The sequence below is a fragment of the Idiomarina aminovorans genome, from assembly GCF_023155095.1.
GTDB lineage: Bacteria > Pseudomonadota > Gammaproteobacteria > Enterobacterales > Alteromonadaceae > Idiomarina > Idiomarina aminovorans.
This window is the reverse complement of sequence record NZ_JAKNDA010000001.1, coordinates 423,366-445,798: the sequence shown is the minus strand read 5'-3', so window position 1 is coordinate 445,798 and position 22,433 is coordinate 423,366. Positions and strand designations below refer to the sequence as shown.

At 46.4% G+C, this 22,433-nt stretch carries 17 protein-coding genes; 6 read left to right on the top strand and 11 right to left on the bottom strand.

All coding sequences use genetic code 11. The features are described from left to right. Positions 1 to 89 precede the first annotated feature (89 nt). Positions 90 to 1,502 (top strand): ATP-dependent RNA helicase DbpA, encoded by a 1,413-nt coding sequence (gene dbpA / locus L8G48_RS02175; protein WP_248262975.1) that lies wholly within the window; start codon positions 90 to 92, stop codon positions 1,500 to 1,502. Between the two features lie 74 nt (positions 1,503 to 1,576). Here dbpA and katG read toward each other — a convergent pair whose 3' ends face one another. Next, positions 1,577 to 3,832, bottom strand: coding sequence for a catalase/peroxidase HPI (gene katG / locus L8G48_RS02170; RefSeq protein ID WP_248262974.1), 2,256 nt, complete (start codon positions 3,830 to 3,832; stop codon positions 1,577 to 1,579). Positions 3,833 to 4,226: 394 nt separating this feature from the next. On the opposite strand from katG, the gene L8G48_RS02165 reads away from it, so the two are divergent. From L8G48_RS02165 to L8G48_RS02150, 4 genes are all read left to right on the top strand, one after another. Continuing rightward, on the top strand, positions 4,227 to 5,921 hold the full coding sequence (locus L8G48_RS02165; protein WP_443986703.1) for a BCCT family transporter: 1,695 nt from the start codon (positions 4,227 to 4,229) through the stop codon (positions 5,919 to 5,921). 53 nt (positions 5,922 to 5,974) lie between these two features. Further along, entirely contained in the window at positions 5,975 to 7,831 is a 1,857-nt protein-coding gene (locus tag L8G48_RS02160) for a DUF294 nucleotidyltransferase-like domain-containing protein (RefSeq protein ID WP_248262973.1), read from the top strand. A 2-nt stretch (positions 7,832 to 7,833) separates the two neighbouring features. Further along, positions 7,834 to 8,571, top strand: a complete 738-nt coding sequence (locus tag L8G48_RS02155; protein ID WP_248262972.1) for a 3'-5' exonuclease — start codon at positions 7,834 to 7,836, stop codon at positions 8,569 to 8,571. A 129-nt stretch (positions 8,572 to 8,700) separates the two neighbouring features. After that, positions 8,701 to 9,309: a hypothetical protein gene (locus tag L8G48_RS02150; RefSeq protein WP_248262971.1), complete on the top strand. Its 609-nt coding sequence runs from the start codon at positions 8,701 to 8,703 to the stop codon at positions 9,307 to 9,309. Between the two features lie 34 nt (positions 9,310 to 9,343). Here the strand turns inward: L8G48_RS02150 and prpF are convergent, their stop codons facing one another. From prpF to L8G48_RS02125, 5 genes are all read right to left on the bottom strand, one after another. Beyond that, positions 9,344 to 10,534 carry a 2-methylaconitate cis-trans isomerase PrpF gene (gene prpF / locus L8G48_RS02145; RefSeq protein WP_248262970.1) on the bottom strand — a complete coding sequence of 397 codons (1,191 nt, stop codon included), beginning with the start codon at positions 10,532 to 10,534 and terminating at the stop codon, positions 9,344 to 9,346. Positions 10,535 to 10,546: 12 nt separating this feature from the next. Beyond that, entirely contained in the window at positions 10,547 to 13,141 is a 2,595-nt protein-coding gene (gene acnD, locus L8G48_RS02140) for a Fe/S-dependent 2-methylisocitrate dehydratase AcnD (RefSeq protein WP_248262969.1), read from the bottom strand. Between the two features lie 83 nt (positions 13,142 to 13,224). Further along, positions 13,225 to 14,349 (bottom strand): bifunctional 2-methylcitrate synthase/citrate synthase, encoded by a 1,125-nt coding sequence (gene prpC, locus L8G48_RS02135; protein WP_248262968.1) that lies wholly within the window; start codon positions 14,347 to 14,349, stop codon positions 13,225 to 13,227. A gap of 99 nt (positions 14,350 to 14,448) precedes the next feature. Beyond that, a complete protein-coding gene (gene prpB, locus L8G48_RS02130) occupies positions 14,449 to 15,327 on the bottom strand; it encodes a methylisocitrate lyase (protein ID WP_248262967.1) in 879 nt (292 codons plus the stop codon). Continuing rightward, the gene (locus L8G48_RS02125; protein WP_248262966.1) at positions 15,324 to 16,013 is read right to left on the bottom strand and encodes a GntR family transcriptional regulator; all 690 of its coding nucleotides are present in this window, start codon (positions 16,011 to 16,013) and stop codon (positions 15,324 to 15,326) included. The genes prpB and L8G48_RS02125 overlap by 4 nt, the downstream gene beginning before the upstream one ends. A gap of 305 nt (positions 16,014 to 16,318) precedes the next feature. Here L8G48_RS02125 and L8G48_RS02120 point away from each other — a divergent pair, with 305 nt between their 5' ends. Beyond that, complete coding sequence (locus tag L8G48_RS02120) at positions 16,319 to 17,872, top strand: peptide MFS transporter (protein WP_248262965.1); 1,554 nt, start codon at positions 16,319 to 16,321, stop codon at positions 17,870 to 17,872. Positions 17,873 to 17,919: 47 nt separating this feature from the next. Here L8G48_RS02120 and L8G48_RS02115 read toward each other — a convergent pair whose 3' ends face one another. From L8G48_RS02115 to L8G48_RS02095, 5 genes are all read right to left on the bottom strand, one after another. Further along, on the bottom strand, positions 17,920 to 18,390 hold the full coding sequence (locus L8G48_RS02115; protein WP_248262964.1) for a hotdog fold domain-containing protein: 471 nt from the start codon (positions 18,388 to 18,390) through the stop codon (positions 17,920 to 17,922). Positions 18,391 to 18,483: 93 nt separating this feature from the next. Continuing rightward, the gene (locus L8G48_RS02110) at positions 18,484 to 20,709 is read right to left on the bottom strand and encodes an NADP-dependent isocitrate dehydrogenase (RefSeq protein WP_248262963.1); all 2,226 of its coding nucleotides are present in this window, start codon (positions 20,707 to 20,709) and stop codon (positions 18,484 to 18,486) included. 89 nt (positions 20,710 to 20,798) lie between these two features. Then, the gene (gloA, locus tag L8G48_RS02105) at positions 20,799 to 21,239 is read right to left on the bottom strand and encodes a lactoylglutathione lyase (protein ID WP_248262962.1); all 441 of its coding nucleotides are present in this window, start codon (positions 21,237 to 21,239) and stop codon (positions 20,799 to 20,801) included. Continuing rightward, positions 21,240 to 21,719: a low molecular weight protein-tyrosine-phosphatase gene (locus L8G48_RS02100; protein WP_248262961.1), complete on the bottom strand. Its 480-nt coding sequence runs from the start codon at positions 21,717 to 21,719 to the stop codon at positions 21,240 to 21,242. Between the two features lie 73 nt (positions 21,720 to 21,792). After that, on the bottom strand, positions 21,793 to 22,422 hold the full coding sequence (locus L8G48_RS02095) for a YgjP family zinc-dependent metalloprotease (protein ID WP_248262960.1): 630 nt from the start codon (positions 22,420 to 22,422) through the stop codon (positions 21,793 to 21,795). Positions 22,423 to 22,433 lie beyond the last annotated feature (11 nt).

Genomic DNA, 22,433 nt, shown 5'->3' with positions numbered 1-22,433 from the left:
GGCTGGCATAACTGAATAGATTATCGCAGTACCTTTACCCTAAGCCTGCTACAATACGCAAAGAAACTTAAACAGAAAGTAGCCTTTTAATGCCTGAAGATACGTCGGAAAACACACCTGAAAATACACCAGAGCTTATTCACTTTAATCAGCTTAACTTAGCGCCAGTCTTAATCGCCAGATTAGATGAAATGGACTATCAGCAAATGACGACCGTGCAGTCTCTAAGCTTGCCCGTTATTTTAAATAATGCCGATGCGGTTGTCCGTGCCAATACCGGCTCTGGAAAAACAACGGCTTTTACGCTGGCTGTGCTTTCAAAGCTGAATGCCAAGCGCTTTTCACCACAGGCATTAGTGTTGTGCCCTACTCGTGAATTAGCCCATCAGGTTGCTGACGAAATTCGTAAGCTGGCTAAATCCATGGCAAACATCAAAGTATTAACATTATGCGGCGGTGAACCGACCCGTATCCAGACAAACTCCCTTGAGCATGGTGCCCATGTTCTGGTTGGCACACCCGGTCGTATACTTGATCATCTGGAGCAACGGAACCTCGAGTTATCCGCTCTTAGCACTTTTGTGCTGGATGAGGCGGACCGTATGTTAGAGATGGGTTTTCAGGAGAGTCTGAGCGCGATTGTTAAACACATTCCCAAAGCCCGACAAACATTGCTATTCAGCGCAACGTACCCAAAAAATATTGCGGCTCTGGCAGAACAAGTAACCACAGAAGCCACTAACATTAATGCGTTTCAGGAAGAAGCAAAGCCGCGCATTGAACAGCACTTTTATGCCACAAATAATGAAGATAACGCACAGCTGGTTATGAGTTTATTAAATGAACACCAACCGGAAAATTGTCTGATTTTTTGCAACACAAAGAACGAAGTCAAAGACATGCTCGATACACTAAAAACGAACCAGTTTAGCGTATTAGCGTTGCATGGCGAACTGGAGCAAAAAGACCGTGATCAGGCCATTGTACAATTCAGTAACGGCAGTGTTCGGGTACTGGTGGCCACCGATGTAGCCTCCCGTGGATTAGATATTGCTGAACTAGACTTAGTGATTAATGTCCATATGGCGCACGATTTAGATACTCATACCCACCGTATAGGGCGTACCGGGCGAGCTGGTAAAGACGGTATAGCAATCACTTTAATTGGCGCACAAGACGACTACAAAATGCGCTTACTCGAAGACACCTTAGCTGAACCCATTCAGATAAAATCGGCGCCAGCCTTAGTCAATAACAAACCATTAAAAGCAACTATGACAACACTGCATTTAAGTGGTGGTAAAAAAGATAAACTAAGACCTGGTGACATTGTCGGCGCATTAACCAGAGACAATGTTCTGAGCGCTGAAGATATTGGAAAAATAAAATTAGAAAGTACGTTTGGCTTTGTTGCCGTAAATTCTCGTTTGGCCAAGCACGCTTTAGGGCTTATTAGCAATAACAGAATAAAAGGTAAGCGATTCCGCGCCAAAATGCTTTAGATAATAGAAAGAAACCTAAAAAACGGTGACGCTATAGCGCCACCGTTTTCAATTTTAGCTTTCCTAATCATTTTTTATTCTAGATCAAAGCGATCTAACTGCATGATTTTAGTCCATGCCTGAACAAAATCACTGACGAACTTCTGGTCTGCATCGCTCATTGCATAAACTTCCGCAACAGCGCGTAGCTCAGAGTTAGAACCAAAAATCAGGTCAACTGGCGTTGCCGTGTATTTTTGCTCACCGGTTTTACGATCGAAACCTTTATAAATCGCTTCGTTGTCAGATGATTGTTTCCATTCGTTGTCCATGCTTAACAGGTTAACGAAAAAGTCATTATTCAACGTACCCGGCTTATCAGTAAATACACCATGCTTACTACCGTTATAGTTAGCGTCTAATGACCGTAATCCGCCTATTAACACCGTCATTTCAGGTACGGTTAAGGTTAACTGATCAGCCTTATCCACCATATGCTGAGCCGGTGACACCCGATTACCTTCTGCATAGTAGTTCCGGAACGCATCTGCTTTAGGCTCAAGGAAAGAGAACGAATTCACATCCGTCATTTCCTGAGATGCATCGGTACGGCCGGGTTCAAATGGCACGGTAATGTCATAGCCAGCGTCTTTCGCTGCTTTTTCGATTGCCGCCGCACCACCAAGCACAATAACGTCAGCTAAAGATACTTGCTTGTCACCAGGTAGCTCATCATTAAAGTCTTCCTGAACACCTTTCAGTGTATTCAATGCTTTTTTCAGCTCAACCGGGTTATTCGCTTCCCAGTTAACCTGCGGTTCTAATGCGATACGCGCACCGTTAGCACCACCACGCCTATCAGTTCCGCGGAAACTTGATGCCGACGCCCAGGCTGTACGCACTAACTGAGGCACTGAAAGACCCGATTCCAGAATAACGGTTTTAAGCTGTTCAATTTCGCTGTTGTTAATCAATTCAAAGTCAACGTCAGGAATTGGATCCTGCCATAGAAGATCTTCCTCGGGAGCCATATCGCCTAGATAACGCTGTTTAGAACCCATATCCCGGTGAGTCAGTTTGAACCAGGCTTTAGCGAACGCCAGTTCAAATTCTTCCGGATCTTCGTGAAAGCGCTTAGCAATTTTGCGGTATTCAGGGTCTTCTTTTAGAGACAAGTCCGTCGTGAACATAATAGGTGCGTGGCGCTTACCTTCTACGTGCGCATCAGGAACCAACTCCGACGCCTGGCCGTCAACAGGGATCCATTGAACAGCGCCGGCAGGACTCTTAGTCTGCTCCCACTCAAAACCAAACAGGTTGTCCAGGTACTGAGTGGTCCATGCGGTTGGATTCACTGACCATGCACCTTCTAAACCACTGGTGATGGTATCTTCAGCGTTACCTTTACCACATTTGTTCTTCCAGCCAAGGCCCTGCTCTTCAACGCCCGCAGCGGCAGGTTCTGCGCCTAAACACTCTTCTGGTTTGTGTGCGCCGTGTGCTTTACCAAATGTGTGGCCGCCGGCAATCAGAGCAACGGTTTCTTCGTCATTCATAGCCATGCGAGCAAAAGTATCACGAATGTCTTTCGCGGCCAGTAACGGGTCAGGCTTGCCGTTTGGTCCTTCAGGATTGACATAAATAAGACCCATTTGAACAGCCGCCAGCGGGTTTTCAAGTTCACGCTCACCTGAATAACGTTCATCTCCTTTTAACCATTCTTTTTCCGGCCCCCAGTAAACAATGTCTGGTTCCCAGGCATCTTCCCGTCCGCCGGCAAAACCAAAGGTTTCAAAACCCATAGACTCAAGCGCAACGTTACCGGTTAGCACCATCAAGTCAGCCCATGAAATATCTCTTCCATACTTCTGTTTAACCGGCCATAAAAGACGACGTGCTTTATCCAGACTGACATTATCCGGCCAGCTATTTAGTGGTTCAAAACGTTGTTGAGCGCCGGCAGCTCCGCCACGCCCGTCTTGAACCCGGTAGGTTCCCGCACCATGCCAGGCCATACGAATAAAGAATGGACCATAATGACCGTAGTCGGCTGGCCACCAGTCCTGATCCGATGTCATTAATTCTTCAATGTCTTTTTTCACTTGCTCCAGATCAAGCTGGCTAAAAGCTTCAGCATAATCAAAATCATCGCCATAAGGGTCTGATTCAGGGCTATGCTGACGTAAAGGCTCTAGATTCAACTTGTTTGGCCACCAAAATTCGTTTGATTTAGGCTCTGGAGCATTCACCTCGTAAGACGAATTTTCCTGAGCGTTAGCAACACCTAATCCCGCTGAAACTGATATTGCAATTGCTACAGCAGAAAGTAAAGGTACTGTGTTCTTAAACATAATTAATTACCCTTTTTGTTAGACCACAATAAATTCGCTATTAATATAAACTAAATGCTTTGCTTTAGGGGGGTCAGATAAATTTGAAAAACAGATTGGAATAATCGAATTGTCAGTTGGTGTTTTCAAACAATTGACAGTTAAGGAGTTTGCCGCTCACTCAGTAAGTTATGAGGCCATTGTCGCCTTTTTGGATATCGGTGACGAAAATATTATCCGGCACGATATTTCTCCTTTCTTTCATTAGTTTTTTATTACAATCTCTTATTTTTACTGAAAAAAACCAATCTAATTTTGAGAAATCTGCGTAGCTCTCTATACTTTAGTAGTGGATTTAGAATAAACGTTTAATTTCGAGGCGTAAAAGTACGCACTTTTATACAGGGGATAGCCAATGAACAAAAAAGAAGAAGAGGTGCTCCGCGGAGAAAAAGATCTCGAGCGCGAGCGCCAAGCTAATGACCCGATGATTCCTGACGGTGAAGTCAATCCAATAAACACGGATTATCAAGTGGGACAAGACAACGTGGTTATGAAAGTCGGCCCTTTTGGTCTGGATTTCCATAACCGGGTGTTTGCTATTTCTGCATTAGTAATTATAGCCTTTGTTGTCATAACTTTAATGTTCCAGGCTCAAGCGGAACCCGTATTCACAACAACAAAAAACTGGTTAACCTCGAATCTTGATTGGTTCTTCATTGGTGCCGCTAATATTTTTGTCATTTTGTGTTTGTTTTTGATTTTTTCTCCACTCGGCAAGGTTCGTATAGGTGGTACTGAAGCCAGTCCTGATTTCTCCTATTTAGGCTGGTTTTCGATGTTATTCGCGGCTGGTATGGGTATCGGGCTCATGTTTTATGGTGTTTCTGAGCCAATAACGCACTTCAGTACCGCTCTGGGTGGAACAGAGACAAACGCTGAAGGTATCCGTACTGACTGGGCGCCTCTTGGTGGCGCAGGTGGTGATCAAGCAGCTGCAATGAAGTTGGGTATGGCTGCCACAATTTTCCACTGGGCATTACACCCATGGGCTATTTATGCAGTTCTGGCTCTGGGTCTGGCGTTATTTTCCTTTAACAAAGGACTACCGTTAACAATACGCTCAATTTTCTACCCAATTCTGGGAGAGCGAGTATGGGGCTGGCCAGGACATATTATCGATATCATAGCGATATTAGCCACTCTGTTTGGTCTTGCAACCTCATTGGGACTGGGCGCGTCTCAGGCAGCCGCCGGTCTTAACTTTTTATTCGGCTGGTCTGAAGGTGCCACGACACAAGTCTTATTAGTCGTAGGAATAACAGCAATTGCAACCATTTCTGTCTTAGTCGGACTTGAGGCCGGCGTGCAGCGGCTTTCTCAAGTTAATATGTCACTTGCGGCTATTCTTATGCTGTTCGTGATCATTGTTGGTCCTACCGTGGCCATTTTTACTGGCTTTGTAGACAACCTTTATAATTACGTTGTTAACCTTCCGGCATTCTCAAACCCGGTTGGACGTGAAGATCTCAACTACTCACAAGGCTGGACATCCTTCTACTGGGCGTGGTGGATTGCCTGGTCACCTTTCGTCGGTATGTTTATTGCCCGGGTTTCACGAGGCCGTACAGTACGCGAATTCTTAATCTCAGTACTGCTAATTCCTTCGTTGGCTTGTATATTCTGGATGACTGTATTCGGTACTGCCGCTATTGATCAGTTCGTGTCAGGTGCAGAAGAAGTCGCCAATGTTGACTTGTCATTGCAGCTATTTGTGATGCTGGAAGGTCTTCCCTGGACCGGAATCACCTCCTTTGTGGGTATTATTCTGGTAATAGTGTTCTTCATCACGTCATCAGATTCCGGCTCACTGGTTATTGATACCATCAGCGCCGGTGGTAAGGTTGAAGCACCTATACCTCAGCGTGTTTTTTGGTGTACTTTTGAGGGCTTAGTCGCTATTGCACTTATACTGGGAGGGGGCCTGGTTGCCTTACAGGCAATGTCTGTATCTGCCGGTTTGCCTTTTACTCTCGTATTACTGGCCGCCGGTTTCGCCCTCGTTCAGGGATTGCGTTCTGAACCCAGAGTTGGTAAAACCACAAAATAACCGACCACAAGCGGCACCTCCGGGTGTCGCTCATTTTTTCAAAAGGTGCTTATATGGAAGCTGAGCACGTCGAAATACTTAACTTCTTACGCAAATATTCGCCGTTTAATAAACTGCCGGAAGAAGATCTCCAGTTAGCCGCACAGAAAACCTCTGTTGCATACTTTAAAGCAAATACTCAAATGCTGGAATTTAATCAACATATTGATTCATTGTACGTGGTCAGAAGTGGCTCCGTAGAAACCTACCATAGAGATGGCTCATTATTTAACCGGTTAGATGAAGGTGGTTTTTTTGGTGAAGCCGGTTTACTCCGTAAAGGGCATGTCCGCTTTCCGGTTAAAACCATTGAAGACACGTTAATTTATTACATTCCGGGCGACTTATTCAATCGCTTTTATGACGAATGCGATTCCTTCGCTGATGCCGTGGAAGTTGAAGAAAAACGTCGCGTCAGTCACGCCGTTAAGGAGCACGAAAGTCGTAACCGAACATTGACAGCCCGGGTTGAAACGCTTATCACACGTGAGCCTGTGGCCATAGATAAAACTGCATCGATACGTGAAGCCGCCGCATTAATGACGGATGAAAAAGTCTCTTCACTGCTTATTTATGATGGTGAAAAACGTCATAAACCGGTTGGCATAATTACAGACAAAGATCTGCGTAAGCGGGCGCTTGCCGTAGACAGAAACGCCGCCGATCCAGTTTCTGATATTATGTCTGAAAACTTGATTTTCATTCAGCATAACAACCGGGTGTTTGAAGCCTTTCTCACCATGCTACGCACCAACTTGCATCACTTACCGGTGTTACGCCAGTCAAAAGTCACTGGCGTTATTGCTCTGTCTGACGTGGCAAAACATGAATCCCAAAGTAGCTTATACGTTGTCTCCGGTATCTTTAAACAAACTACTATTGAGGAACTCTCGCAACTGGTACCTGACGTGCAAAAAAGCTTTGTTCGTATGGTTGAAGAAGATGCAAACTCCCGCATTATAGGCTCTGCTATGGCGACTATCGGGCGTAGCTTTAAACAACGCCTGCTAGAGCTCGCCGAGGAAAAGTACGGACCTCCACCGGTGCCGTACTGCTTTTTGGCTCTTGGTTCTATGGCCCGGGATGAACAAACCATAGTAACGGATCAAGACAATGCCATGGTGCTTGACGACAGCTTTAAACCCGAACTGCACGACGAATACTTCTTGAATATCGCACAGTTTGTTTCTGATGGTTTAAATGCCTGCGGTTACACCTACTGTACCGGCGGTATTATGGCAACGAATCCGAATTGGCGTCAGCCGCTGTCTAAATGGAAGCAGTACTTCAACGACTGGATAGATAATCCGTCACCTGAAAAATTGCTGCATTCGTCAATATTTTTTGACCTTGACGGTGTTGGCGGTGAAACTCGGTTTGCCAAAGAGTTAAATCAACTCATTCGCAAAAAAGCCCCTCAGCGAAAGCGGTTTCTGGGATCTATGGCTCGTAATGCTCTGAACCGTACGCCTCCACTGGGTTTTTTCCGAGACTTTGTGATGGAAAAAGACGGCAAGCACAGAGACAGCATTAACACTAAACGGCGCGGAACCGGTCCTGTCGCCGACTTAATTCGCGTCCACGCATTAGCTATTGGCGCACAGCGACAAAATTCGTTTGCGCGTTTAGAAGAAATTGTCGACGCCAACCTTTTACCCAAAGGTCGTGGGCCTGACTTACGCGATGCACTTGAACTCATTTCTATGGTGCGTATTCGTCACCAGGCACTGGCATTGGAAGCCGGGGAAGCGCTGGATAATAATGTAGCCCCGGAGGACTTATCGGACTTTGAGCGCAAAAACTTAAAAGACGCCTTTCAAATTCTCAGCAATGCGCAGAAGTACCTGCGTTATAAATACTCGGGAGCGTAAAAATGCTGTATTTGCCCCCCGACGCTGAAAACAAACAACAGAAAACGACCATAAACTGGCCGAAGCGCTTTGAGGAACTCTCGGAAGCAGCGAAATACCCGGCTCTGAAACAATACTATGAGGCCGGTATAGCCAGTACAGACACGCCTATCAATGACGTTCCTATGGTCGCCGTTGACTTTGAAACCACCGGTATGGACCCGGACCGACACAGCATTATTAGTATTGCCATTGTACCCATGACACTTGCAAGAGTCGATATGAGCCAGGCACAGCAGTGGATTGTAAAACCACGCCGGGTACTGACCGATGAATCAATCACTATTCATGGTATAACGCACAGTGCCATTGAACGGGCGCCGGACTTATCCGAAATTATGGACTCGTTATTAGAGGCTGTTGCCGGGAAAGTCTGGGTTGTGCATTATAATGGTATTGAGCGGCCCTTTCTGCAAGGTGCTTTTGAAGAGCGTTTAAAAGAAAGTATTCATTTCCCGGTTATTGATACCATGGAAATTGAAGCACGCTTTCATCGTAAAAATCGCAGTTTATGGGACAGAATAACCCGTAAAAAACGGGTATCTATTCGTCTGTCAGACAGTCGTGAGCGCTACAACCTCCCATTTTATGCACCGCATGATGCCATGACCGACGCCCTCGCCTGCGGCGAACTGCTGCAGGCACAAGTAGCCCATCACTTTTCTGCCGATACACCCATTGGTGAGGTTTGGTTACCGTAAGGTATTTTAATCTGAAATTTCGGCTACAACGGTATGTATTATAAGTTTACGTAAAAGTACTGGCATGTACTTTTAATTCATGTCAGGTTTTATTTTCGCCATAATTAAACATTAACTCATGGTCAAAAAATGAAAAAAATTATTTTAGTTACGTCAATTACCGTCGCAAGTGCATTTTCCACCGTCTCTGCAGAACAAGTTGTTAAACCAGCTCCACGGGTTGCCACTCAGACACAGGCCGAATTTTTTCAAGCCATTAACCAACACTGCGGGAACTCATACGCGGGCGAGGTCACAGTTGATACGCCCTCAAGCGAAGGCTTCGAGGGACCTTTAATTATGCACGTTCGCAAGTGCGGTGATCATAAAATTGAAATTCCCTTTCATGTCGGTGATAACCATTCGCGCACCTGGATTTTAACGCAAACAGGCTCAGGCATTAGTCTGAAACATGATCACCGCAAACCTGATGGTAATTATGACCCGTTAACCATGTATGGCGGTCATACTGTCGATAAGGGCCATGCAACCGCACAGTCATTCCCTGCTGATGCCTATTCTAAAGAGTTGTTTATTGAGCTCGGTGCTCCGCAGTCCAACACCAATATTTGGCAGATGTATATTCACGACGAAACCTTTACTTATCGTTTGGTCAGAGAAGGTCGTGAGTTTCGGGTAGACTTTGACTTAACGCAACCCGTTGAAACAGCAGCAACCCCCTGGGGTTATGCCGATTAATAAAAGTCGCGCATTACGCGCGACTTACTTCACCTTAAAGAACATCGCCGGGTACTCGTACCTGCCCTTCCATTAACACTCGGGCGCTGCGGCTCATAATGGCTTTAATAGCTGTCCACTGACCGTTAACCTGTTTGCACTCAGCACCTACCTGCAAAGTACCTGAAGGGTGACCAAAGTTAACCATAGTACGGTCATTGCCACCGGCGGCTAAATTAACCGTGGTGCCGGGAATAGCAGCGGCGGTGCCTATAGCTACTGCAGCCGTCCCCATCATGGCATGGTGTAACTTACCCATGGACATAGCCCGTACCAGCAAATCAATATCATTTGCTTTAATTACTTTACCACTGGATGCGGTGTAGTCTTTGGGAGATGCCACAAAAGCCACTTTTGGGATATGTTGACGGTTAGCCGCCTCGGCAACATCGTCGATTAAGCCCATCTTCACAGCGCCACAGGCACGGATGGTTTCAAATCGCTCCAGCGCTTCCGGACTGCCGTTAATGACTTCCTGCAATTCAGTACCGTTGTAGTCAATTTCTTCTGCGTTTAAGAAAATGGTCGGAATGCCTGCATTGATCATTGTTGCTTTTAGCGTACCCATGCCCGGCACTTCTAAATCATCAATCAAGTTACCGGTCGGAAACATAGATTCACCATCTGCAGAAGGGTCCATAAATTCCACCGGAACTTCAGCTGCCGGGAAGGTAACACCATCCAGAATAAAGTCACCGGCTTCCTGCACTTCGCCATTAACCATAGGCACTTTATTGACAATAGTCTTACCAATATTGGCCTGCCAGATGCGAACTTCACAAACACCGTTTTCCGGAATTTTATCAGCACTGACTAAGCCGTTAGCAATAGCGAAGGGCCCTACCGCTGAGGACAAGTTGCCACAGTTACCACTCCAGTCGACAAAAGGCTTATCAATAGAAACTTGTCCAAAAAGATAATTAACATCGTGCTCTGGCTGTGAGCTTTTTGACACAATGACAGTTTTACTGGTGCTTGAAGTCGCACCACCCATACCGTCCGTATGTTTCGCATATGGGTCCGGACTACCAATCACCCGCAACAATATCGCATCACGCACTGCGCCCGGCTGTTGTGCCGCCTCAGGTAAATCCTGCAAACGGAAAAACACCCCTTTTGAGGTCCCGCCACGCATATAGGTGGCAGGAATTTTGACTTGTGGTTTGCTTGCCTTAACTGTTGCCATTGTAAGAACTCCTTAGCTTGCTTCAGCTTCTAAAAAGTCCTGAGCAAAACGCTGCAATACACCACCGGCTTCGTAAATTGATACTTCTTCTTTGGTGTCTAAGCGACACTGCACCGGCACCACTTCACTGTCGCCGTTGGCACGATGGATCACTAATGTCAGTTTCGAACCGGCCTCTGGTGTCCCTTTTACATCGAAGGTTTCAGTACCGTCAATATTCAGAGTTTTACGGGTTGTGCCTTCTTCAAACTGAAGAGGTAATACCCCCATACCAATCAGGTTGGTGCGGTGAATGCGCTCAAAACCTTCAGCCACAATGACTTCAACACCGGCTAAGCGAACGCCTTTTGCCGCCCAGTCGCGTGACGAGCCCTGACCGTAGTCGGCTCCGGCAACAATTATTAATGGTTGTTTATTTTCCATATAGTGCTCAATGGCTTCCCACATACGTACCGTTTTGCCTTTCGGCTCTATACGTGCCAGCGAGCCCTGAATCACTTCGCCGTCTTCGTCTTTTACCATTTCGTTAAACAGTTTCGGGTTAGCAAACGTCGCGCGTTGCGCAGTTAAATGGTCGCCCCGGTGCGTCGCGTAGGAGTTAAAGTCTTCTTCCGGCACACCCATCTTCGTCAGATACTCACCCGCTGCACTGTCAGCCATAATGGCATTTGATGGTGACAAGTGGTCTGTCGTGATGTTGTCGCCCAGCACCGCTAACGGACGCATGCCTTTCATGGTGCGTTCCGCGGCTAATGCACCTTCCCAATATGGCGGACGGCGAATATAGGTGGTTTGCGGACGCCAGTCATATAGCGGATTATTCTTTTCACCGTAATCAACCGACAGATCAAACATCGGATCATACACCTTGCGGAATTGTTCTGGCTTTACACTCTGCTTAACAATGGCATCAATTTCTTCGTCACTTGGCCAGATATCTTTCAATGTTACCGGGTTGCCGTCAGGGTCAATTCCCAGCACATCTTTCTCGATATCAAAGCGAATAGTGCCCGCAATGGCGTAAGCCACTACCAATGGCGGTGACGCTAAAAATGCCTGCTTAGCGTGAGGATGGATACGACCGTCAAAGTTACGGTTGCCCGATAAGACCGCCGTAGAGAACAAATCCCGGTCGATGATTTCTTGCTGAATTTTCGGGTCTAACGAACCACTCATGCCATTACAGGTCGTGCAGGCAAAAGCCACGACGCCAAAGCCTAAATCTTCCAGTTCAGGCAAAAGTTCGGCTTCTTCCAGGTACATTTTTACCGTTTTAGAACCCGGAGCCAGTGATGACTTCACCCATGGTTTACGGGTTAAGCCCAGCTTGTTCGCGTTACGGGCAATTAAGCCGGCCGCAATCATATTGCGCGGGTTACTGGTATTGGTACAACTGGTAATAGCCGCAATAATCACCGCACCGTCAGGCATGTTGCCTTCTTCGGGGTTCTCAATGTGCTTGGCGACGCCGCGTTCTGATAATTCCGATGCCGGTAATAACGAATGCGGGTTAGAAGGACCGGCCAAATTACGCTTCACTTTCGATAAGTCAAACTTGAGTACTCGACCATACTCAGCGGATTTCAGGCTGTCAGCCCATAATCCGGTTTCTTTGGCAAAATGTTCAACCAGTTCAACTTGATCGTCATCGCGCCCGGTGATCTTCAAATAATCAATAGTCTGGTGGTCGATATAGAACATGGCCGCAGTTGCGCCGTATTCTGGTGTCATATTAGAGATAGTAGCCCGATCGCCCACCGTTAAGGCCTCAGCACCCTCACCGTAAAACTCGAGATAAGCGCCAACCACGCGTTGTTTGCGTAAGAACTCAGTCATTTCCAAGACTAAATCGGTACTGGTAATGCCGGGTTGCAGCTTACCGCTGAGCTCAACACCAATAATGTCCGGCAAGCGCATGTAAGAGGCACGGCCGAGCATAACACTTTCAGCTTCTAAGCCGCCTACCCCCACGGAAATCACCCCAAGGGCATCGACCATTGGCGTATGGCTGTCTGTACCCACACAAGTGTCAACAAAGGCTACATTGTCACGCACCTGCACAACCGGAGACATCTTCTCCAGGTTAATTTGATGCATAATCCCGTTGCCCGGAGGTATCACATCAACGTTCTTAAACGCGGTTTTGGTCCAGTTAATAAAGTGAAAGCGGTCGTCGTTACGACGGTCCTCAATCGTCCTGTTCTTCTCAAAGGCGTCTTTATCAAAACCAGCGTGCTCAACTGCCAGTGAGTGATCAACAATTAACTGGGTAGGCACCACAGGGTTGACTTTGGCGGGGTCTCCGCCCTTTTCTGCGATGGCGTCACGCAAGCCGGCTAAATCCACTAAGGCTGTCTGACCCAAAATATCATGGCAAACCACGCGGGCCGGAAACCAAGGGAAATCGTGTGCTTTTTTCTTATAAATAAGCTGTTCTAACGACTGCGTCAGAATGTCCGGCGGGCAGCGACGCACCAAGTTTTCAGCTAATACACGAGAGGTATAAGGCAGACGCGCATAAGCGCCTGGTTCTATCGCATCCACCGCGGCCTGAGTATCAAAGTACTCAAGCGTAGTACCAGCGAGTTTTTTACGGTATGAAGTCATGAATTACCACTTATCGTCATGATTAAACGAAAAAAGGAGCAGTAAATGACTGCTCCTGTACTATTTACCAGTCGAAGACTAAATTAACGCTCTTCTAAAGCTGGAACTTTACGCGGCTCTGGTCCGGTATAATCCGCACTTGGACGAATGATACGGTTATTAGCGCGCTGTTCTTTCACATGAGCGGTCCAGCCGGTAACACGTGACATCACAAAAATTGGCGTAAATAATTTGGTCGGAATACCCATGTAGTGATAAGCCGAGGCATGGAAGAAGTCTGCATTCGGGAACAGGTTTTTCTCGTCCCACATAACTTTTTCACAACGTACCGACACGTCGTACAAGCGGCTATCGCCCACTTCTTCAGACAGCTTCTCAGACCAGGCTTTAATGACATCGTTACGAGGATCAAAGTCGCGGTAAATAGCGTGCCCAAAGCCCATGATTTTCTCTTTACGTTCCAGCATGCCTTTCAGCTTGTGTTCAGCGTCATCTGCGTCTTTCATGCCTTCAATCAGTTCCATTGCCGCTTCGTTTGCACCACCGTGTAATGGACCACGCAATGAACCAATAGCACCCGTTACACAAGAATGAATGTCTGACAAGGTTGAAGCACAAACACGAGCGGTAAAGGTTGAGGCATTAAACTCATGCTCTGCGTACAAAATCAACGATGTGTTCATTACTGCGGTATGAAGTTCTGAGGGGGCTTTGTCGTGTAATAAACGCAGGAAGTGTGCGCCAATTGACTCTTCTTCAGAATCGGTATCAATACGAATACCGTCGTGAGTAAAGCGGTACCAGTACAATACGATACCCGGGAAAGTTGCGAGCATACGCTCAATATGACCATCCGCTTCATCAAAGCTTTCTTCCGTTTCCAGGTTACCCAACATAGAGCAGCCGGTACGCATAACGTCCATTGGGTGTGCTGTTTTTGGAATACGCTCAAGTACGTCTTTCACTTCCTGAGGCAAGCTGCGCAGTGATTTTAAACGTTTTTTATAATCGGCTAACTCTTGTTTGTTCGGTAATTCACCTTTAGCCAAAAGATGAGCCACTTCTTCAAAACTGACTTTTTCAGCCAGTTCAGAAATGTCATAGCCACGGTAGGTTAAACCTGAGCCACTTTTGCCTACAGTACACAGTGCCGTTTCGCCGGCTGATTGTCCGCGCAAACCTGCGCCGCTTAGTTTCTTCTCTGCCATAATTTTGTTCCCTTCTTAACCTTTATTGGTATCTTCCGTAGCCTGATGTTCACATCAAGTGAGATATTGAACCTGACGTAAACGTCAGGCTACGTCGTCTTACTTTTTAAATAATTGGTCGAGTTTTTCTTCAAAGTCGTGGTAATTCAAAAAGTCATACAGCTCTGCGCGAGTCTGCATGTCATCGACAACGGCTTTCTGATCACCATGCTCTAAAATACTATTGTAGACGTTTAATGCCGCTTTGTTCATAGCGCGGAATGCACTTAACGGGTAAAGAACAATTTCCACCCCGACATCGGCGAGTTCTTGTTTGTTAAACAACGGCGTTGCACCAAATTCAGTAATATTTGCCAAAACAGGAACATCCAGCGCCTCACTGAAAGCTTTGTATTCATCCACCGTGCGTACCGCTTCTGCAAAAATGGCGTCTGCACCCGCATCAACGCAAGCCTGGGCACGTTCAATAGCCGCTTCCAGACCTTGTTGTTGCAAAGCGTCGGTACGCGCCATAATCAGAAACTGGTCATCAATACGTGCATCAACGGCCGCTTTAACACGATCAACCATTTCTTGCTGGGTCACAATTTCTTTATTAGGGCGGTGTCCACAGCGTTTTTGCGCCACCTGGTCTTCAATGTGCATTCCTGCCGCTCCGGCGCGAGTCATTTCCTGAACCGTACGGGTAATATTAAATGCACCGCCCCAACCGGTGTCTGCATCAACTAACAACGGCAAGTCGGTTGCCGCTGTTATGCGACGAATGTCTTCACAAACATCATTTAACGACGTCATACCCAAATCAGGCAAACCAAACGACGCATTGGCTACGCCGGCACCAGAAAGGTATAACGCTTTATGCCCTACCTTTTCAGCCATCATTGCTGTGTAGGCGTTAATGGTGCCAACAATCTGTAACGGGCTTTCATTGGCAATGGCTTGGCGCAATTTAGCGCCCGGACTTGTCATTTGAGTCATGAGGTTTCCTTTTCTGTTTGTAACCGTGATTCAATATTTTTACGAGAAGCGCCAATGTGACGACGCATTAAGAGATCGGCTAATTCACCATCACGATTCGCAATGGCATTAATAATGGCTTTGTGTTCATCAAAGGCACGCGAGACTCTCGGCCCATTCATGCCCATTTGTACTCGATACATACGAACCAGATAGTAGAGCTGGTCGCAAAGCATATTAATTAAATACTGATTTTTACTGCCGAGGATAATGCGATAATGAAAATCCAAATCGCCGGCTTCCTGATAATAGCTCTCGCCTTCGCGTACACGTTGAGTTTCCAGGTGTTTGTCTAAAAGCTGTCTTAACTCGTCAATTTCACTATCCGGCATTTGCTCTGCCGCTAAGCGACAAGCCAACCCCTCCAGCTCTTCACGTAGCTGATACAAAGCAACCAAACCTTCAGGAGACAAGGTAACCACTCTGGCACCGGCATTCGGTATTCGTTCAATCAGATGACAACGCTCAAGTCTCGCCAGAGCTTCACGCAACGGCGCCCGACTTACGTTAAAACGCCTTGCCAGCCCTGGCTCACTAATTTTTGAGCCAGCAACAATATTACCTTCGACAATCGCGCGCTGTATTTCAAACAAGACCCTGTCTGAGGAGGTAATGGCGGAACGTTCTAAGGGGCTGACTATTTGCATTAATTGTCGACAGTCGTTATTGATAGTTCTATTTTCTATGAAAAAACTTCGGTTAGCAAGGTTTACCTCATTAAATTGTCGACAATTAAAAAAGGGATTAACGAAGAAAAAAGATGATCCGTTGAGTGATCAGATGACTTCTCAAAAGGACAAACAGCGCGAAAACTGACTATTTCGTCGTTTTCGGTTTTATTTCTCAGCTGTCGCTAGTAAAGTAAGGCCTCTTTTTTCGGCTCAGACTTTAGTCGAATAAGCCATTAGTAACGCTAACTATTTAATATTAAATAACAAAATGGATAACAAGAATGGATCCAAATAAAATAGTCGATAAAGATTCAAGCTTTTTCGGGCAGCCCGGTGGTCTACAAACCCTGTTCTTTACCGAAATGTGGGAACGCATGAGTTACTACGGTATGCGTGCGTTGCTGGTTCTTTTTATGACCGCCAGCTTGCAAGAAGGCGGGGTAGCATTCACCGTCGCCGCCGCAACAGCCATCTACGGATTATACACCGGTGCCGTTTATTTTATGGGCCTGCCCGGCGGTTGGATTGCTGACCGACTACTTGGCGGCCAGCGCGCAACCTGGTACGGCGGCATCATCATCATGCTGGGGCACATAGTATTAACGATACCCAGTGAAGCTGGCTTCTTCATCGGAATGATTCTGGTGGTACTTGGAACCGGCTTATTAAAACCAAACATTACCGCCATGGTTGGCCAGTTATACAGCTCTGACGATGATCGTCGTGATGGTGGCTATACCCTTTATTATATGGGTATTAATATCGGTTCTATCATCGGTTACATTGTTACCGGTTATCTGATGGAAAATGCCGGCTACCACTGGGGCTTCGGCGCTGCCGCCATTGGTATGGCATTTGGTCTTATTCAGTACAAATTAACCTTACCTAAACTGAAGAACGTAGGTGAAAAGCCACCAAAGCCTTTAGGCCCAAAAGCAGCAAAACGCAGTTGGGGAATCATCTGGTTTTTACTGGCGAGTTTGGCTGTCTACACATTCCTGGCGCTAAATGACTATGTCAGCATTAATCCAGTCGCTGCCGCTGAAAGCGTTTCCATTATATTCACGGTTATCTTTTTCCTGTTTTACCTATCCGTTTTTCTTTTTGGTAAATTGACGCGGGATGAAATGAAAAGGCTGGGTGCCTTATTCTTAGTCTGTATTGCCTCAACCATGTTCTGGGCAGGCTTTGAACAAGCGGGTTCTTCATTCAACTTGTTTGCCCGAGATTTAACCGATCGCATGGTTGGCGGTTTTGAAATTCCGACAACTTGGTTTCAGTCACTGAACTCTTTCTTTCTGGTTGCCTTGTCACCTTTCTTTGCAGCACTTTGGATAAACCTGAGCAAACGTATGATTAATCCATCGTATGGCTTTAAGAGTGCAATTGGACTTATCATTATGGCAACGGGCTTTATTGTCATGTTCTTTGCGTCGCAAGCCGCCGCCAGTGGCATGAAAGTGGCTCCCTACTGGTTGGTTGCCGTTTATTTTATCCACACTGTGGGTGAGCTATGCTTAAGCCCGGTTGCACTGAGTGCGGTCAGTAAACTGTCTCCCAAGCGCATGGCGGGTCAGATGATGGGTATCTTCGTATTGACTTACTCAATCGGTAACGTTGTTGCTGGCCGAATCGCGGGTGGCCTTAACCCTGACGACCCACAGGCAATGCCTGAGCTTTACTGGACGATTTTCCTATTCGGTGTGAGTGTTGGCGTTATAGTATTCGTATTGGCTCTGTTTACTCGTAAATGGGAAAAACTGGCTCCGGACGATGGCGAAGACGAGCACCCTGGCGCTGTCATCGATGCTAATGAACCAGTTAGCAAACCTTAATTCACTTTTTTGTGAAAAGCGGCCAGAAAGGGACCTTCGGGTCCCTTTTATCGTTCAGGCTTTTCTGAAACGTAAATAATAATATTGCCGGCAGCCACAACGGTACCGTCGTTGCGTTTTGCTTCCACTGATATTGGTTGCTCGCCAGGCTGCCAGGTCAACGCTGAAGCCACCGCCTCTATTGTCACATCGCTGTTTGTTTTCGCCAGATACTGAACATTCATACCTTTGGGGAGCCAACGCAGACTCCTGGGAATTGATGCTTCAGCTAACGCCCCCATAGCCATTTCCATACCATTACAGACCGCAATAGCATGCACAGTGCCTATGTGATTCTGTACTGCCTTTCGTTTTTTGAAAGTCAGCTGACAGAAATTTGGTTCTAATTTTGTAATTAAAGGTTTAATTGTTTTGAAGTACGGTGCTTTGCGGGCAAATATTGTTGAAAAAATCTTGCGTCCAAAAGGAAGCTTTAAGCAGCGCTGGTATAAATTAATCAGATAGTTCCCATTAGCCAAGGTCTTTACTCCAAATAGAGGGTTATGCAATATAGCCATAAAAAAAAGCAGGCCGCAGCCTGCTTCTTCAACTCATAGCTTACAAAGTTTTAATTATAAGCTAGCCAGTGTTTCGTTTAATACCGAACACGGACGCATCGCTGCCGATACCTTGTCAGTATTTGGTTGGTAATAACCGTCAATATCAACTTTAACGCCCTGAACTTTGTTCAGCTCATCGATAATAGCTTTTTCGTTACCAGAAAGCTTATCAAACAGCGTGCTGAAGCGTTCTTTCAGATCAGCATCGTCAGTTTGGTTAGCCAGAGCTTCGGCCCAGTACATTGCCAGATAAAAGTGCGAACCACGGTTGTCAATTTCACCCGCTTTACGCGACGGTGATTTGTTCTCTTCCAGGAACTTAGCCGTTGCCACATCCAGGCTGTCTGCCAGAATTTGCGCGCGTTTATTGTCAAAAGTCTGGCTTAAGTGCTCCAGAGAAGCAGCTAATGCTAGGAATTCACCCAGTGAGTCCCAACGTAAGTGGTTCTCTTCAACAAATTGCTGTACATGTTTAGGCGCCGAACCACCCGCACCCGTTTCAAACAAGCCACCACCGTTCATTAACGGAACAATTGACAGCATTTTCGCTGAGGTGCCCAGTTCCAGAATGGGGAACAAATCGGTCAGGTAGTCACGCAGCACATTACCGGTAGCAGAAATGGTGTCTTTACCTTCTTGCACACGTTTTAACGTATGGCGAGTCGCTTCAACCGGTGCCATTATCTGAATATCCAGGCCATCGGTGTCGTGCTCTTTCAGATATTCTTCCACTTTACTGATAAGTTGTTTGTCGTGTGCGCGGTTGCTGTCCAGCCAGAATACCGCCGGCATACCGCTTAAACGTGAACGGTTAACCGCCAGTTTCACCCAGTCGCGAATTGGCGCGTCTTTCACCTGACACATACGCCAGATATCACCTTCTTCTACGTTGTGTTCAAAGACAACGTCACCGGCTTTATTGAAAACTTTTACTACGCCGTCAGCCGGAATTTCGAAAGTCTTATCGTGAGAGCCGTACTCTTCTGCTTTTTGCGCCATGAGGCCAACGTTCGGCACGGTACCCATGGTAGACGGGTCAAAGGCTCCATGTTCACGGCAGAAGTCGATAGTTTCCTGATAAACGCCAGCATAACTGCGGTCAGGGATCATCGCTTTAGCGTCTTGCTGGCTATCGTTCGTGTCCCACATTTTGCCCGAGTCACGGATCATCGCCGGCATCGATGCGTCAATGATGATATCGCTTGGAACGTGTAGGTTAGTAATACCTTTATGTGAATTAACCATCGCCAGTTCAGGCTGTTTCGCATAAACCGCGTTCATGTCTGCTTCAATGGCATCACGCTGTTCTGCGGTCAGTTCATCCAGTTTACTGTACAGATCACCGATACCGTTGCTGGCATCAAAATCAATCTCTTTCATTACGTCGGCGTGCTTTTCTAAAACGTCTTTATAGAACACACGAACGGCGTGACCAAACATGATTGGGTCAGACACTTTCATCATGGTTGCTTTTAAGTGCAATGACAGCAATACGCCCTGCTCTTTTGCCGCGACGGTCTCTTTTTCAAAAAACGCCTGTAAATGCTTTTTGCTCATAGTTGCTGCGTCAACAACTTCGCCGGCCAGAACTGGTACTGATTCTTTCAGTACCTTCTGCTCACCGTTCGACTCAAAAACAATCTTGAAGCTGTCATCAGAGCCAGAAGTCACTGATTTTTCGCTGCTGTAGAAGTCGCCTTCGTTCATGTGCGCAACGTGAGTCTTAGAGTCCTTTGACCATTCACCCATGCTATGCGGATGCTTCTTCGCGAAGTTTTTAACGGCGCCTGGCGCACGACGGTCAGAGTTACCTTCACGCAGAACCGGGTTAACCGCACTGCCTTTAACTTTGTCGTAACGTGAGCGAACGTCTTTTTCTTCATCAGTTTGCGGATCAAACGGGAAGTCAGGCAGTTTGTAGCCCTGCTCTTGTAATTCTTTAATACAGGCTGTCATCTGCGGAATAGACGCGCTGATGTTTGGCAGCTTTATAATGTTGGCTTCCGCGGTTTTCGCCATTTCGCCCAGTTCAGCTAAAGCGTCTGACTGACGTTGTTCTTCGGTCAGGTACTCCGGAAACTGCGAAATAATGCGACCAGCCAAAGAAATATCGCGGGTTTCAACGGAAACACCGGCAGCCTTAGTAAATGCTTCGATAAAAGGCAGAAACGAGTAGGTTGCCAGGCGCGGCGCCTCGTCCGTTTCAGTATAAATAATCTTTGCTTTATCAGTCGACATAGTCATTCCTATTTATTGGACTAAAGTAAAAATCTATTAACTTATTTATGTAATTTTGTGGCGCAGATTATAGAGGATCAGGCCTTTAATTACCATTCACCCGTATTTCCCATAGACACCCAAGGCTCTTGTGGCGGTAAATGATCGCCCTTTTGCAGCAGCTCTATAGAGATGTTGTCGGGCGAGCGCACAAAGGCCATATGCCCGTCTTTTGGTGGTCGATTTATGATGACACCGTTATCCATCAGCTTTTGGCAAAGTTCATAAATATTCTCAACCCGAAAGGCCAAATGACCGAAATTACGCCCACCGCTATACGTTTCAGGGTCCCAGTTATAGGTCAGTTCCAGCATCGGTGCCTGTTCTTTTTTAGCACGCTCAACATCATTGGGAGCGGCTAAAAAGACTAAGGTGAAACGACCTTTCTCTACGTCCTTGCGCTTAATTTCCTGCAACCCCAATAGGTCACAATAGAAATTTAAAGACTGTTCTAAATCGTGCACTCGCACCATGGTATGTAGATATTCCACTCACGACTCTCCTTGCTGTTTAATCAGGGCCTTAGCACCGCGTTCAATAAGGTCGACACAACGTTCAAACCCTTCCGGCCCTCCAAAATACGGATCAGGCACCTCTAGTGGTTCATCACTATTCTGGCTATGAAGCGTCTGCAAAAACAATTCGACTTTATGCTCATACCCCGGCGCATCTCGTTCTGCTAACGCTTTCAAGTTATGGAAGTTTGATCGGTCCATGGCGTAAACGAAATCAAACTGCTCAAAATCCTCTTTGGTTACCTGTCGACCTCGCAAATGGCTTATATCAATACCCCGGGCACGCATGCTTTTTTGCATTCTCTTATCCGGCTGTTCACCAATATGATAGTTCGATGTCGCTGCAGAATCGACTTGAAGCGCTAAGTTTTCGTTATCAATAAACGACTGAAAAAAACCTTCAGCAGCCGGCGACCGGCATATATTGCCTAAACATACCATTAGAATTTTCTTCAACTTTTCACCTCTTCCTGATTTAAAGTCGCGTATGTGTTCAGAGTAATAGCTCAGACCCCATTAGGAGAAGAGCTCAGATGAACTGGTTAGTCAGTTTCTTTCGTTCGCGCCAGTCAGGCAGAAATTCATCCATCAGCGTATAAAAGCGGGCGTTATGGTAACGCTCAAACAGATGTGTCAGTTCGTGAACAACCACGTATTCAAGGCATTCTACAGGCTTTTTCACCAACTCCAAATTCAGCCAAATTTTCTTACTGTTGACATTGCAGCTGCCCCAACGCGTTTTCATTATTCTGATTCCAAAGCTACTGCTGAAAGCCCCCATTCTGGGCTGCCAGATAGCCAGTAACGCTTCTACTTCGCGAGTAATTTGCGCACGATACCAATGGTTCAGAACCTGTTGACGCTTAACTGAGTTGTAGTGTGGTAATGTAATTAGACTCAATTGGTCAGCAAGCTGCTCAACGCCGGTGCCCCGTTTTTGTTCCACAACATTGAGGGTATAACTTTTTCCCCAAAGCTTATGGTTTTCACCTGAAACAAACTGAAGCTCAGCCTGACTTGGTTGCTTAGCAATTCTTTGCCGTTGCTTTATGAGCCAGTCATGACGTTCAAATAGCCAGCGTTCTATTTCATTTAATGAACACTGTTTAGGCGCGGATACCTCAACATCACCTGAAGGTGCCCGCACTCTTAGGTACATATTTTTTATCC

Bases quoted from the DNA above. Each gene is read 5' to 3' on its own strand.
- dbpA (WP_248262975.1), top strand. From the start codon at position 90: ATGCCTGAAGATACGTCGGAAAACACACCTGAAAATACACCAGAGCTT.
- katG (WP_248262974.1), bottom strand. From the start codon at position 3,832: ATGTTTAAGAACACAGTACCTTTACTTTCTGCTGTAGCAATTGCAATA.
- L8G48_RS02165 (WP_443986703.1), top strand. From the start codon at position 4,227: ATGAACAAAAAAGAAGAAGAGGTGCTCCGCGGAGAAAAAGATCTCGAG.
- L8G48_RS02160 (WP_248262973.1), top strand. From the start codon at position 5,975: ATGGAAGCTGAGCACGTCGAAATACTTAACTTCTTACGCAAATATTCG.
- L8G48_RS02155 (WP_248262972.1), top strand. From the start codon at position 7,834: ATGCTGTATTTGCCCCCCGACGCTGAAAACAAACAACAGAAAACGACC.
- L8G48_RS02150 (WP_248262971.1), top strand. From the start codon at position 8,701: ATGAAAAAAATTATTTTAGTTACGTCAATTACCGTCGCAAGTGCATTT.
- prpF (WP_248262970.1), bottom strand. From the start codon at position 10,534: ATGGCAACAGTTAAGGCAAGCAAACCACAAGTCAAAATTCCTGCCACC.
- acnD (WP_248262969.1), bottom strand. From the start codon at position 13,141: ATGACTTCATACCGTAAAAAACTCGCTGGTACTACGCTTGAGTACTTT.
- prpC (WP_248262968.1), bottom strand. From the start codon at position 14,349: ATGGCAGAGAAGAAACTAAGCGGCGCAGGTTTGCGCGGACAATCAGCC.
- prpB (WP_248262967.1), bottom strand. From the start codon at position 15,327: ATGACTCAAATGACAAGTCCGGGCGCTAAATTGCGCCAAGCCATTGCC.
- L8G48_RS02125 (WP_248262966.1), bottom strand. From the start codon at position 16,013: ATGCAAATAGTCAGCCCCTTAGAACGTTCCGCCATTACCTCCTCAGAC.
- L8G48_RS02120 (WP_248262965.1), top strand. From the start codon at position 16,319: ATGGATCCAAATAAAATAGTCGATAAAGATTCAAGCTTTTTCGGGCAG.
- L8G48_RS02110 (WP_248262963.1), bottom strand. From the start codon at position 20,709: ATGTCGACTGATAAAGCAAAGATTATTTATACTGAAACGGACGAGGCG.
- L8G48_RS02095 (WP_248262960.1), bottom strand. From the start codon at position 22,422: ATGTACCTAAGAGTGCGGGCACCTTCAGGTGATGTTGAGGTATCCGCG.